Raw genomic sequence first — 13,197 nt, 5'->3', positions numbered from 1 at the left:
TATCCATTACTATAATACGAAACGGATAAAGGCAAAATTAAAAATGAGTCCGGTCCAATACCGAACTCATTTTGAGCAAGTTGCCTGATGAAATAATCGTGTCTAACTTTAAGGGGTCACTTCAAACGCGTCCGCCTGGAACGCAGCGGAACGGGATTCTATCCTATACATCTCACTAACATTGTCAACAAACTTTAGCAATATACGCTACAGGGATGATTATCGTATGATTTCTGTTATAATGTACAAGATATTCCGAAAAGGAGCGATACCAATGGGAAAAGTACATGTATTTGATCATCCATTAATTCAACACAAACTAACGTATATACGAAAGGCCGACACGGGAACGAAAGAATTCCGCGAACTAGTGAACGAACTAGCGACACTTATGGCTTTCGAAATCACACGTGATCTTCCAACGCAAGAAATAACGATCCAGACACCAGTCTGCGAATCTAAATCTCGTATCTTGGCAGGGAAAAAATTAGGTATTGTTCCGATCTTGCGTGCGGGAATCGGCATGGTAGACGGTATAATCGATTTAATCCCAGCTGCAAAAGTGGGACATGTTGGATTATTCCGCGACCCAGAAACTCTAAAACCCGTTGAATACTTTGTGAAGTTGCCTTCTGACGTGTCCGAGCGCGAATTCATCGTAGTGGATCCGATGCTTGCGACAGGCGGGACAGCTGTCGAAGCGATCAATTCAATGAAAAAGCGTGGCGCGGTTAACATCAAATTTATGTGCCTAGTCGCAGCTCCTGAAGGCGTCGAAGTTCTAACAGAAGCACATCCAGACGTGGACGTTTATATCGCAGCGCTAGACGAAAAGCTCGATGAACACGGCTATATCGTACCTGGACTAGGTGACGCAGGTGACCGTTTATTCGGCACGAAATAATGGAGGGATCATTCATTGACTAAGAAATGGAAAGTGATGACGATCTTCGGCACCAGACCGGAAGCTATCAAAATGGCGCCTCTCGTTCTCGAACTCGAAAAGCATCCGAATGAAATCGAGTCAATCGTCACAGTCACTGCCCAGCACCGCGAAATGTTGGATCAGGTGCTAGAAACGTTTAAAATCAAACCGGATTATGATTTGAATATCATGAAAGATCGCCAAACATTGATCGACGTAGCAACACGTGGACTTGAAGGTTTGGACAAAATCATGAAAGAATCGAAGCCGGATATCGTGCTTGTCCATGGCGATACAGCAACTACTTTCATTGGTAGTTTAGCGGCATTCTATAATCAAATCGCTGTCGGTCACGTCGAGGCAGGATTACGGACATGGAATAAATACTCACCGTACCCTGAAGAGATGAACCGTCAGCTAACAGGTGTCATTGCGGATCTTCATTTTTCACCAACAGAAAAGTCGGCACAAAACTTATTGAATGAAGGCAAGAACGCGGATCGTATCTTCATTACAGGAAATACAGCAATCGATGCGTTGCAAACAACAGTAGACCCAGAGTATCATCATCCGATGTTTGATCAGCTTGGGGATGATCGCTTGATCTTGTTGACAGCACACCGCCGTGAAAATCTAGGTGAACCGATGCGCAATATGTTCCGTGCGATCAACCGACTGCTCGATAAGTACGACGACATTCAAGTCATTTATCCTTTGCATATGAATCCAGCGGTACGTGAAGTGGCGGATGAATTGCTAGGTGATAACGACCGCGTGCACTTAATCGAGCCACTCGAAGTACTAGATTTCCACAACTTCGCAGCACGTTCGCACATCATTCTTACAGACTCAGGCGGCATTCAAGAAGAAGCGCCGTCCCTTGGAAAACCAGTCATTGTCCTGCGTGACACAACCGAACGCCCAGAAGGAATTGAAGCGGGGACGTTGCGTTTAGCGGGAACTGAAGAAGAAACAATCTTCAGCCTGACTGATACATTACTATCCGATAATGCAGAATACGAAAAAATGTCCAAAGCCCACAATCCGTATGGCGACGGCCACGCTTCCGAACGCATCGTCGAATCATTGTTAAAATACTTAAATTCTCTATAACCACGAAAAACAGCAAAGGATCTAATTGTCCTCTGCTGTTTTTTTGGTACTATATTCTGTAGTATTATCTTTTGTTTTTAATAGAATAAAACTGGATAAAACACCCTGAAAAATAACGAAAACAAATATGTCGAACCTTTGACAAAGGGAACACATTGTGAATTAATTCACTGTAATCAATTGACATAAAAAACCCGCTATTGTATGCTAACAAAGGGTAAGATTGATAAGGAACTCATACATATCTATATAACAGAAATGATGTTTTCGAGGTTTCTAATCTTCACACCATGAACGTCTGCTCACCGCTTTATCTGCGTTACACTAAACAACGCTACCTGGTGAACAACACGACGCTTCACTTACAATTTCCAGATTCCTATGCAAGGGATCTATCTTGTTGAAACATGATGGAAACGATCAAGTCTCTGTTTTTTCGACAAACATCGAAAAACCTACTGAACACTTCACCACGACGCTGGAATCCAAATACGAAATAGGAGAATCATAAACAATGCAAAGTATGGCAGAAATTTTTAGTCGGCAAAAGAAGAGTTTCTTTTTTTTGCTCGCATTGTTTGGACTCGGATGGTTTTTATTGGACTTCCGGACAATCTTCGCTGGCCTCATTTTAGGTTCGCTTTTCGGAATGTATAACTTTTGGGTTTTAGTACGACGTATGGAACGGTTTGACCAATCCATTACGGAGGAAAAACGTGCGAAGTCATTAGGTATGGGCTTACGTTTTGCATCGGGTGTAGCGGCAGCAGCCATTGCACTTGCTCTGCCGGAAGAGTTTGATCTGATCAGCACGGTAATCGGGTTAATGATACCTTATCTACTGTTGTTTACTGGTCATCTGCTATTCCATTTGAAGCATTGACACTTTACTAGCAAGGGGAGGTGAACAAAAACGTGAATCATGAAAATCCACACTTTGATTTATTCGGAATAGGTTTTAACCCTTCGAATATTTTAATGTTGTTTGTGACGTGTCTAGTCGTCTTCTTGATTGCAGTTGCATCCACTCGGCGGCTTCAAATGAAACCTACGGGCATGCAAAACTTCATGGAGTGGGTAATGGACTTCGTCAAAGGCATCATTAAAAATAACATGGACTGGAAAACGGGAGGCCGCTTCCACGTGCTCGGTATTACCTTAATCATGTTTGTCTTCGTGGCGAATATGCTTGGATTGCCCTTCGCAATCGTTTGGGATCATGAGCTATGGTGGAAATCTCCAACAGCCGATCCAGTTATCACGTTAACCCTCGCTTCTACAGTTGTTGCGTTAACACACTTCTATGGTATCAAGCAGCTCGGTATTGGTGGTTATTTCAAAACGTACTTCCAACCAATTCCTTTCTTAGCTCCATTGAAAATCATTGAGGAATTTGCAAATACGTTGACACTCGGTCTTCGTCTTTACGGTAACATTTTCGCAGGTGAGATCTTAATCGGTTTGCTTGCAGCACTTGGTGCGTCCAGTGTCTTCGGTTTAGCCGGAGCTGTGGTTCCAGCACTCGCTTGGCTAGGTTTCTCCGTGTTCATCGGGGCGATCCAAGCATTTATCTTCGTTATGTTAACGATGGTCTATATGGCTCACAAAGTCAGCACAGACCACTAAACATATAACTACCCTATTTATAGGGAACCAAAACTATACAAAATATTAGGAGGAAATACACAATGGGTATGGGTTTATTAGCAGCAGCTATTGCAGTTGGTCTAGGTGCACTTGGTGCAGGTATCGGTAACGGTATGATCGTTTCTAAAACAGTTGAAGGGATCGCTCGTCAACCAGAAGCACGTGGCGTTCTACAAACAACAATGTTCATCGGGGTTGCATTGGTTGAGGCACTTCCAATCATCGCAACTGTTATCGCGTTTATCGTAATGAACAAATAATTTTTGCAACATATGGCGAAGTGCGTAGTTTAAGTCTTCGCCATTGCTTTATGTCAACAAACATATGATTGAACTGAATGAACATAGAATGCCAATTAAATTAGGCGTAAGAAACGAAAGAGTCATGAGCTCTTGAAGGGAGTGAAACAATCGTGTTGGATACCTTCGTCCTTTTATCAGCAGAAGCTGACGCAGGATTTTTAGCTAGTTTGAACCAACGACTCAATTTAGGTGACATTATCGTCACTGTCGTATTTTTCACGATTCTCATGGTACTTCTAAAGAAGTTCGCATGGGGTCCGTTAATGGGCGTGATGGATCAACGGGCGCAATTAATCGCTACGGAGATCGAGCAAGCCGAAAAAAGTCGTCAAGAATCTGCAAAGCTTCTTGAAGAACAACGTGCGCTATTGAAAGAAGCACGCGACAACGCACAATCTATCGTTGAACAGGCAAAGAAACAAGGTGAAACTCAACGTGAAGAGCTAGTTACGGCTGCACGCGCTGAAGTAAACCGTATGAAAGAATCTGCAACTCTCGAAATCGCTACTGAAAAAGAGAAAGCAGTTGCAGCAGTTCGCGAAGAATTCGTATCTCTTTCTATCTTGGCTGCGTCTAAAGTTCTTGGGAAAGAAATTTCCGAAGAAGATAACCGCGCATTGATCGAAGAAACGATTGTGAAGGCAGGCGAAGGGCGATGAGCCAATCGGTAATCGCAAAACGTTATGCTGTCGCATTGTTTAAAGCCGCACAGGAAAAGAAACAAACTCCTGCTGTGCAAGCAGATCTAAAAGAGTTGAAAAAGGTATTTGCTGGAGAAAAGGAATTCGGCGAGATGTTAATCTCACCTAAATTCTCTCCACAGCAAAAGAAAGATTTCATTGGACAATTTTTCAGTGAAGCAAATCAACTTGTATTGAATACACTTTATGTGTTGATTGATGCAGGTCGAATTGGAGAGACAGTCAATTTAATCAATGAATTCCAGGAACTCGCTAACGAAGCTTCCGGAATCGCTGAAGCGAAAGTCTACTCTACGCGTCAACTGAGTGAAGATGAAAGCAATGCTATTTCTACTGCCTTTGCACACAAAGTCGGTAAACAATCATTGAACATCGAAAACATTATTGATCCAAGCCTACTCGGAGGCATTCGCCTTCAGATTGGCAACCAAATTATCGATAGCAGCATCAGCGCAAAGCTGGCGCGTCTTGAACGTCAATTAATCAATTAATTTGAATTAAGAGGGGTGACATACATGGGCATCAAAGCTGAGGAAATTAGCGGTCTGATCAAATCACAGATCGAAAATTATCAGTCTGAAATGGAAGTAAGTGAAGTAGGTACTGTAATCCGTGTAGGTGACGGTATCGCACTTGCTCATGGCCTCGACAATGTCATGGCGGGGGAACTTCTTGAGTTCTCTACCGGCGTAATGGGTCTGGCACAAAACTTGGAAGCGAACAACGTAGGTATCGTTATCCTAGGGCCATACACAGACATTAAAGAAGGCGATGAAGTTCGTCGTACAGGTCGTATTATGGAAGTACCAGTCGGAGAAGAATTGATCGGCCGTGTCGTCAATTCACTTGGACAACCAGTTGATGGATTAGGTCCAATCAACACAACAAAAACACGTCCTATCGAAAGCCCAGCACAGGGTGTTATGGCGCGTAAATCAGTTCACGAACCACTACAGACAGGTATCAAGGCGATTGACGCTCTTGTTCCAATCGGTCGTGGACAACGTGAATTAATCATCGGAGACCGTCAAACAGGTAAAACAACTGTTGCGATTGACGCGATCCTAAACCAAGCAGACCAAAACATGATCTGTATCTATGTTGCAATTGGTCAAAAAGAATCTACTGTTCGTGGAGTTGTTGAAACGCTACGTAAGAACGGTGCTCTTGACTACACAATCGTTGTTACTGCATCTGCATCAAGCCCGTCTCCAATGCTATTCTTAGCACCGTATACAGGTATTTCGATGGCAGAAGAATTTATGTTCGAAGGCAAACACGTGCTAATCGTTTATGATGATCTATCTAAACAAGCAGCAGCTTACCGTGAACTTTCCTTGCTACTTCGTCGTCCTCCAGGTCGTGAAGCTTACCCAGGAGATGTCTTCTACCTACACAGCCGCCTACTTGAGCGTGCTGCAAAGTTGAATGACTCACTAGGAGCAGGTTCTATTACAGCATTGCCGTTCGTTGAGACACAAGCTGGAGATATCTCTGCTTATATCCCAACAAACGTAATTTCAATTACGGATGGACAAATCTTCCTTCAATCCGATCTATTCTTCTCAGGCGTACGTCCAGCGATCAACGCAGGTCTTTCCGTATCCCGTGTAGGTGGATCAGCGCAAATTAAAGCGATGAAGAAAGTTGCCGGTACACTTCGTTTGGACTTGGCAGCATTCCGTGAATTAGAAGCATTCTCACAATTCGGTTCAGATCTAGATCCAACGACAAGAGCTAAACTAGACCGCGGTCAGCGTACAGTTGAAATCTTAAAGCAGGACTTGAACAAGCCGTTGAAAGTCGAATACCAAGTAATCAGTCTATATGCACTGACACGCGGTTACCTTGACGATATTCCAGTAAAAGACGTATTGCGTTTTGAAAGTGAAATCACTAGCTGGTTAGAATCTAACCATACGGAAGTGTATGATCACATCCGTACGACGAAAGATCTTCCAGCTGATGACGTAATGAGCGCAGCGTTCAACGAATTCAAGAAAAACTTCGTAACTTCTGAAGCGTAATTTCAATTGAATGGATCTTAAAATAAAGGTGGTGAATAGCCAGTGGCGTCCTTACGCGAGATAGAAAGCCGTATTGCTTCAACAAAAAAGACGAGTCAAATCACGAGAGCGATGCAAATGGTCTCTGCTTCTAAACTGAACCGTGCTGAAGTGAATGCAAAGAAATTTGTGCCTTACATGGATAAAGTGGAAGAAGTAGTAGGTGCTATTGCATCCGTTACGAAAGATTCCGGTCATCCGCTTCTAACTGCACGTCCCATTAAGAAAACTGCATACATCGTAGTAACTTCTGACCGTGGATTGGTAGGTGGATACAACGCGCACATTTTCCGTGCCGTTACCCGCGCAATCGAACAACGCCACAAGTCAAAAGACGAAGTGGTCATTATCGCGATCGGTCGAAAAGGCTTTGAATTCTTCGGTCGTCTGGGATACCAGATTGAAGAAAGTCTGATCGGGCTTTCAGATCACCCTCGTTTTGAAGAAGTAAAAGATATCGCGAATCGGGCTGTTGGCATGTTCACAGAAGGCGTTTATGATGAAGTGTACTTGTATTACAACCACTTCATCTCCGCCATCTCCAACGAAGCAACTGAACGTAAATTGCTTCCACTCACAGATATTTCATCTGGATCTGCTACTTCATCTTATGAGTTCGAGCCTTCAGCAGAAGCGATTCTCGAAACACTTCTCCCACAATATACGGAGAGTCTCATTTATGGGGCAGTACTGGATGGAAAAGCGAGCGAACATGCTTCCAGTATGACAGCGATGAAGACGGCGACAGACAATGCGTCTGATCTAATCGATTCGTTAACTTTACAATTTAACCGTGCACGTCAAGCAGCGATCACTCAAGAAATTACTGAAATCGTAGCCGGCGTAGCAGCACTCGAATAAATCATTTGATGGTAAGTAAGACAGGAGGGAAAAGCATGAGTAATGGACATATTCTTCAAGTTATGGGTCCAGTTGTTGACGTTAAATTCGAAAACGGTCAGCTTCCAGCGATCTATAATGCATTGAAGGTTAACATCGATCGTTCCAATGGAGAAGTCGAAGTATTGACTCTAGAAGTAGCACTTCACCTTGGTGACGATGCAGTTCGTACGATTGCGATGTCCTCGACAGATGGTCTGAAACGCGGTACGCCAGTAGTAAATACAGGTGCACCAATTTCTGTTCCAGTCGGAGACGTTACACTCGGACGTGTATTTAACGTACTAGGTGAGGAAATTGACCTTGCTGAGCCAGTTCCGGCTGATTCACAACGTGATCCAATTCACCGTTCTGCACCAACATTCGAACACCTTTCCACAGAGGTAGAAATTCTTGAAACAGGAATTAAAGTAGTTGACTTGCTTGCACCATACATCAAGGGTGGTAAAATCGGACTCTTCGGTGGTGCGGGTGTAGGTAAAACTGTTCTAATTCAAGAATTGATCAACAACATCGCACAAGAACACGGTGGTATTTCCGTATTCGCTGGTGTTGGAGAGCGTACTCGTGAAGGAAACGACTTGTTCTTTGAAATGACAGATTCAGGCGTTATCAAGAAAACGGCAATGGTATTCGGTCAGATGAACGAGCCACCTGGTGCACGTATGCGCGTAGCACTTTCTGGTTTGACTATGGCTGAGCACTTCCGTGATGAGCAAGGACAAGACGTTCTATTGTTCATCGATAACATCTTCCGCTTTACACAAGCAGGTTCTGAAGTTTCTGCCCTACTAGGACGTATGCCTTCTGCGGTTGGTTACCAGCCGACATTGGCTACAGAAATGGGTCAGTTACAAGAGCGAATCACATCTACAAATAAAGGATCAGTTACATCGATCCAAGCAATCTATGTACCAGCGGATGACTATACGGATCCAGCTCCGGCAACAACTTTCGCTCACTTAGATGCAACAACGAACTTGGAGCGTAAACTATCAGAGATGGGTATTTATCCAGCTGTTGATCCACTAGCTTCTTCTTCTCGTGCATTGAGTGCAGAAATCGTTGGCCCTGAGCATTATCGTGTAGCTCGTGAAGTACAAACAACTCTTCAGCGATACCGTGAATTGCAAGATATCATTGCAATCCTAGGTATGGACGAGTTAGACGAAGATGACAAGCAGGTTGTTGACCGCGCGCGTCGTATTCAGTTCTTCTTATCACAAAACTTCCACGTTGCTGAACAGTTTACAGGACAAAAAGGTTCTTACGTTCCAGTTGCTGAAACGATCAAAGGCTTTGGGGAAATTTTGGAAGGTAAATATGACCACTTACCGGAAGATGCATTCCGTTTGGTCGGACGTATCGAAGAAGTTATCGAAAAAGCAAAAGGCATGGGCGTAGAAGTCTAAGAAAAGGGACCAGGAGGGAAAAAAATGAGTAAAATCAAAGTGAATATCGTCACTCCCGACGGCCCTGTTTGTGAAATGGATGCGAACATGGTGATTGCAGTTACCGAAGCTGGTGAGATCGGGGTTCTTCCCGGCCACATCGCTATGGTAGCACCACTTCAAATTGGTGCACTTCGCCTTAAAACAGATGGTGAGACAAAAACTGTCGCAGTCCACGGAGGTTTCATTGAGGTCCGTCCCGAAGTGGTTACTGTGCTAGCGCAGAGTGCTGAAATGGCTGAGTCCATTGATATCGCTCGAGCAAAGAAAGCAGCTGAAAAAGCAGAAAATGATTTGAAGAACAAGTTAGATGATCTTCAGCAACGCTTGGCTGAACTTGATTTGAAGCGTGCCATCAACCGTATACAAGTGTATGAGCAACGTATATAAATAGTGAGAAAGGGCGGACAGACTTTGTTTCTGTACGCCCTTTTTTCAAGTAAAGAAAGGGGTTTGATCAATGGATAGCATGCTCGGCAGTAATCCATTACTCGCAATTGTTTCGCACATTTTTTTCATCGGTATTAGTTTCTATGCATTACAAGCGATTCTCCCAGAAGCCATCATCCGAAAAAATCGTGTGTTTCAAACACAACTTTTGTTTATTTTGTTAAGTATTGCAATTGGTTCCACTGTATCAAAATTCTTTTTAGACATATCCTATTGGTCAGGAAGATGGTCTACGTGGTTTTGATTTCCTTCAGCTGAAGCTCTACATGAAAAAGGCAACGGGAATTAGAACATTGGCTGAAAGAAATCAAAACTATAATGTATCGTATAGTGCCAGCGAATAATCTGTATGTTGACACATTAAAAAATGATTCAAAAAAAGTGTGTATTGCAAGAAAGTAGGGTATGAACTGTAGTGTGGTTTCTATTTTGTGTTGTATACGAAGCACATTCTGTCGAAACATCACATATACTGAATCACGCAAGAAATAACCCGAAATTGCGCCAGAAGTTACTTGTCTAGTAAAGTTATACAAGGTACAATAGTATATGTTTTACATGTAAAGTACTCTATTTGACTAAGATATTGACATGACATTGAAAATAATTACTGATAATTTCTGATAATAGGCTGTGGGTAGAATGATAAATTGGACACGGAGGGGCTACTGGTGGAAAAAATTATTATTAAAGGCGGACGGACTTTACAAGGGAACGTACGTGTAGAAGGTGCGAAGAACGCGGTATTACCAATATTGGCTGCTGCTTTATTAGCATCTGAAGGGGTGAACGTCATTCGTGATGTTCCTAGTCTTTCGGATGTGCGAACAATCAACGAAGTGTTGAAGAGCTTGAATGCGAAAATTACGCATGACCCAGAAAGAAATGAAGTCATTGTTGATTCACGGGGTAGACTAGCTGATGAAGCACAATTTGAGTTTGTACGTAAAATGCGCGCATCCATCTTAGTAATGGGTCCGTTATTGGCGCGTAACGGATTTGCTCGTGTCGCATTACCAGGTGGCTGTGCAATCGGATCAAGACCAATCGACCAACATTTAAAAGGTTTCGAAGCTATGGGCGCGGAGATTACCTTTGGACATGGACATGTTGAAGCGAAAGTGGACGGACGATTAAAAGGTGCGAAAATTTATTTGGACTTCCCAAGTGTTGGAGCAACGGAAAACATCATGACGGCTGCTGCGTTGGCAGAAGGTATAACTATAATCGAGAACGCTGCAAAAGAACCGGAAATCGTCGACTTGGCTAATTTCATCAATGAAATGGGTGGTAAAGTAGTTGGAGCTGGTACGGATAATATTCGTATTGAGGGTGTTCCTACACTTTATGCAACTACACATCACATTATTCCAGACCGTATCGAAGCCGGAACATTCATGGTTGCGGCCGCTATTACACAGGGTGACATTGTCATCGAAAATGCAGTACCTGAGCACTTGACTGCTTTGATCTCCAAAATGACTGAAATGGGCGTAGTCATCACAGAATTAGATGAAGGTGTTCGCGTGACGGCGAAGCATCCACTTAAAGCTGTTGACTTAAAAACTATGCCACACCCAGGATTCCCGACAGATATGCAGTCGCAAATGATGGCATTGATGTTGAAGGCTACAGGAATTGGCGTATTGACTGAGACGGTATTTGAAAATCGTTTCATGCACGTAGAGGAATTCCGCCGTATGAATGCTGACGTGAAAATTGAAGGACGCTCTGTTATCGTTTCAGGACCTTCTAAAATTCAAGGTGCTGAAGTTGCAGCAACTGATTTGCGTGCCGCTGCATCACTAATTCTAGCGGGCCTTGTTGCAGAAGGTGTTACACGAGTTACTGAACTTATTCACTTAGATCGCGGCTATGTTGACTTCGACAAGAAGCTTAAAGCACTCGGCGCAGATATCACACGCGTTTCGACAGAACAAGAAATCACAGAATCTCAGTTTGTATAATGCATATAGGAAAAGTCATGAACACTTCAATGTTCGTGGCTTTTTTGTGTTTTTGGATTAGTTGTTGTAGTTCTATGATCGTTGACCTGGGTTCTATGAGCGCGGAGCCGGGTTCAATGAGCGTGGAACTGGGTTCTATGAGCGCGAAGCCGTGTTTTATGAGCGTGTAGCCAGGTTTTATGAGCGCGAAGCCGAGTTCTATGAGCGCACCGCCGAGTTCTATGATCGCGAAGCCGAGTTCTATGAGCGCACCGCCGAGTTCTATGAGCGCGTGGCCGGGTTCAATGATCGCGAAGCTGGGTTCTATGATCGCGAAGCCGGGTTTTATGAGCGCGAAGCCGAGTTCTATGAGCGCTTGGCCGTGTTCAATGATCGCGAAGCCGAGTTCTATGAGCGCACCGCCGTGTTCAATGATCGCGTAGCCGAGTTCTATGAGCGCACCGCCGTGTTCAATGATCGCGTAGCCGAGTTCAATGATCGCAAAGCCGAGTTCTATGAGCGCACCGCCGTGTTCAATGATCGCGTAGCCGAGTTCTATGAGCGCACCGCCGTGTTCAATGAGCGCGTGGCCGGTTTCAATGAGCGCGAAGCCAGGCCCTATGAGCATTCCCCCAAGTTCATTGAGACACCACCACCAAACCGGATGATTCATCCCCGCTCAAGGAATACCACTCAAATAAATCGCATATAGTCCAGTATGTACAAAAAACTACTCCTTTTATTCATCATTCTTTCTTTATTCTTTATTCCAATTCTTGCAAGACAAGCACCAGATGTAAAACTGGTAGACCAACGAGAGGAGAACTATTGCGATATTATGATTACGGTCATAGGTGTGGACGAGCCGCTACCGCTTGAAGAGTATGTAGTCGGTGTGGTTGCCGGAGAGATGCCAGCAGACTTTCATGAGGAGGCACTAAAGGCTCAAGTGATTGCAGCACGCACGTATGCAGCGCGTAATACAGATAAAGGGGCTAAGCCGATTGCGAAGGGTGTATCTGCCCAAGTCTATCGCACGGAAGCTGAACGTAAGGAACGCTGGGGCAAATCGTATAAGGGCAATGAGAAAAAGATCAGGCTCGCAGCGGAAGCGACGAAAGGAGAAATCATCGTTCATGGGGAAGAAATAATCTCCGCTATGTTCTTCTCTACATCTAACGGTAAAACAGAAGCCGCTCAAAACTTTAGTGGAAATCCAGTTGAGTACTTACAAAGTGTAGAAAGCCCAGGTGAAGAAGACGTAGCCCCGACAGTAGAACGCCAGCAGCAATTAAAATTAACAGAATGGAATCGAAAATTAGGCTTGAATTGGGATGCCAATCAATTTCGTGAACTTCAATTAGTTAGAAATCAGACAGGACGTGTCCAAAAAATTGTCTCAGGTCAATATGAAACGAGCGGTCGACAAATTCGGGAAAAGCTTCATTTAGCTTCAACAGATTTCAATATCGCCTATGATGTCAACAACCAAATTGTCCATGTAACGACTGTAGGATACGGCCATGGTGTGGGTATGAGTCAATATGGGGCCGAGGCATTTGCGCAGAAAGGTTGGAGTGCGGAACAAATCTTAACACATTATTATACAGGTACAAAAATACAAAAAATAAATTTACCTGAAGGGGAATGTTTAAAATCCTCATAACTTGCTCAGAATGCAAATGAGGTGATGAAC

Annotated in this window: 16 protein-coding genes; 15 read left to right on the top strand and 1 reads right to left on the bottom strand. The window is 43.8% G+C overall.

Going from position 1 to position 13,197, the window contains the following annotated elements; genetic code table 11:
- From CSV79_RS09030 to murA, 14 genes are all read left to right on the top strand, one after another.
- Positions 1-88: IS3 family transposase (locus CSV79_RS09030; RefSeq protein ID WP_143560557.1), on the top strand; the 88-nt coding region annotated here is incomplete at its 5' end.
- Positions 89-274: 186 nt separating this feature from the next.
- Complete coding sequence (upp, locus tag CSV79_RS09025; RefSeq protein WP_099688719.1) at positions 275-904, top strand: uracil phosphoribosyltransferase; 630 nt, start codon at positions 275-277, stop codon at positions 902-904.
- Positions 905-919: 15 nt separating this feature from the next.
- Positions 920-2,038: a non-hydrolyzing UDP-N-acetylglucosamine 2-epimerase gene (gene wecB / locus CSV79_RS09020; RefSeq protein ID WP_099688718.1), complete on the top strand. Its 1,119-nt coding sequence runs from the start codon at positions 920-922 to the stop codon at positions 2,036-2,038.
- 514 nt (positions 2,039-2,552) lie between these two features.
- Complete coding sequence (locus CSV79_RS09015) at positions 2,553-2,921, top strand: ATP synthase subunit I (protein ID WP_099688717.1); 369 nt, start codon at positions 2,553-2,555, stop codon at positions 2,919-2,921.
- Between the two features lie 32 nt (positions 2,922-2,953).
- Complete coding sequence (atpB, locus tag CSV79_RS09010) at positions 2,954-3,664, top strand: F0F1 ATP synthase subunit A (protein WP_099688716.1); 711 nt, start codon at positions 2,954-2,956, stop codon at positions 3,662-3,664.
- 68 nt (positions 3,665-3,732) lie between these two features.
- Positions 3,733-3,945: a F0F1 ATP synthase subunit C gene (gene atpE / locus CSV79_RS09005; protein ID WP_099688723.1), complete on the top strand. Its 213-nt coding sequence runs from the start codon at positions 3,733-3,735 to the stop codon at positions 3,943-3,945.
- Positions 3,946-4,094: 149 nt separating this feature from the next.
- Positions 4,095-4,646, top strand: a complete 552-nt coding sequence (gene atpF, locus CSV79_RS09000) for a F0F1 ATP synthase subunit B (RefSeq protein WP_369824941.1) — start codon at positions 4,095-4,097, stop codon at positions 4,644-4,646.
- On the top strand, positions 4,643-5,179 hold the full coding sequence (locus tag CSV79_RS08995) for a F0F1 ATP synthase subunit delta (RefSeq protein WP_099688715.1): 537 nt from the start codon (positions 4,643-4,645) through the stop codon (positions 5,177-5,179). Before atpF ends, CSV79_RS08995 begins: the two co-directional genes overlap by 4 nt.
- Before the next feature lie 24 nt (positions 5,180-5,203).
- A complete protein-coding gene (atpA, locus tag CSV79_RS08990; protein WP_099688714.1) occupies positions 5,204-6,715 on the top strand; it encodes a F0F1 ATP synthase subunit alpha in 1,512 nt (503 codons plus the stop codon).
- 42 nt (positions 6,716-6,757) lie between these two features.
- The gene (gene atpG, locus CSV79_RS08985) at positions 6,758-7,615 is read left to right on the top strand and encodes an ATP synthase F1 subunit gamma (RefSeq protein ID WP_099688713.1); all 858 of its coding nucleotides are present in this window, start codon (positions 6,758-6,760) and stop codon (positions 7,613-7,615) included.
- A gap of 35 nt (positions 7,616-7,650) precedes the next feature.
- A complete protein-coding gene (gene atpD, locus CSV79_RS08980; protein ID WP_099688712.1) occupies positions 7,651-9,066 on the top strand; it encodes a F0F1 ATP synthase subunit beta in 1,416 nt (471 codons plus the stop codon).
- A gap of 24 nt (positions 9,067-9,090) precedes the next feature.
- On the top strand, positions 9,091-9,495 hold the full coding sequence (locus CSV79_RS08975; RefSeq protein WP_099688711.1) for a F0F1 ATP synthase subunit epsilon: 405 nt from the start codon (positions 9,091-9,093) through the stop codon (positions 9,493-9,495).
- A 70-nt stretch (positions 9,496-9,565) separates the two neighbouring features.
- Positions 9,566-9,799, top strand: coding sequence for a DUF1146 family protein (locus CSV79_RS08970; protein ID WP_099688710.1), 234 nt, complete (start codon positions 9,566-9,568; stop codon positions 9,797-9,799).
- Between the two features lie 427 nt (positions 9,800-10,226).
- Entirely contained in the window at positions 10,227-11,522 is a 1,296-nt protein-coding gene (gene murA / locus CSV79_RS08965) for a UDP-N-acetylglucosamine 1-carboxyvinyltransferase (RefSeq protein ID WP_099688709.1), read from the top strand.
- Here the strand turns inward: murA and CSV79_RS08960 are convergent.
- A complete protein-coding gene (locus CSV79_RS08960; RefSeq protein ID WP_143560555.1) occupies positions 11,500-12,174 on the bottom strand; it encodes a hypothetical protein in 675 nt (224 codons plus the stop codon). The genes murA and CSV79_RS08960 overlap by 23 nt on opposite strands.
- 45 nt (positions 12,175-12,219) lie before the next feature.
- On the opposite strand from CSV79_RS08960, the gene spoIID reads away from it, so the two are divergent.
- The gene (gene spoIID, locus CSV79_RS08955; protein ID WP_099688707.1) at positions 12,220-13,167 is read left to right on the top strand and encodes a stage II sporulation protein D; all 948 of its coding nucleotides are present in this window, start codon (positions 12,220-12,222) and stop codon (positions 13,165-13,167) included.
- Positions 13,168-13,197 lie beyond the last annotated feature (30 nt).

The organism is Sporosarcina sp. P13, assembly GCF_002743055.1.
GTDB lineage: Bacteria > Bacillota > Bacilli > Bacillales_A > Planococcaceae > Sporosarcina.
This window is presented reverse-complemented; position numbering and strand designations above follow the sequence as displayed.

Excerpts from the sequence above, each read along its gene's own strand:
- CSV79_RS08970 (WP_099688710.1), top strand. The coding sequence starts at position 9,566 with ATGGATAGCATGCTCGGCAGTAATCCATTACTCGCAATTGTTTCGCAC.
- atpD (WP_099688712.1), top strand. The coding sequence starts at position 7,651 with ATGAGTAATGGACATATTCTTCAAGTTATGGGTCCAGTTGTTGACGTT.
- atpA (WP_099688714.1), top strand. The coding sequence starts at position 5,204 with ATGGGCATCAAAGCTGAGGAAATTAGCGGTCTGATCAAATCACAGATC.
- spoIID (WP_099688707.1), top strand. The coding sequence starts at position 12,220 with ATGTACAAAAAACTACTCCTTTTATTCATCATTCTTTCTTTATTCTTT.
- CSV79_RS08960 (WP_143560555.1), bottom strand. The coding sequence starts at position 12,174 with ATGAATCATCCGGTTTGGTGGTGGTGTCTCAATGAACTTGGGGGAATG.
- CSV79_RS08975 (WP_099688711.1), top strand. The coding sequence starts at position 9,091 with ATGAGTAAAATCAAAGTGAATATCGTCACTCCCGACGGCCCTGTTTGT.
- upp (WP_099688719.1), top strand. The coding sequence starts at position 275 with ATGGGAAAAGTACATGTATTTGATCATCCATTAATTCAACACAAACTA.
- CSV79_RS08995 (WP_099688715.1), top strand. The coding sequence starts at position 4,643 with ATGAGCCAATCGGTAATCGCAAAACGTTATGCTGTCGCATTGTTTAAA.
- CSV79_RS09015 (WP_099688717.1), top strand. The coding sequence starts at position 2,553 with ATGCAAAGTATGGCAGAAATTTTTAGTCGGCAAAAGAAGAGTTTCTTT.
- atpE (WP_099688723.1), top strand. The coding sequence starts at position 3,733 with ATGGGTTTATTAGCAGCAGCTATTGCAGTTGGTCTAGGTGCACTTGGT.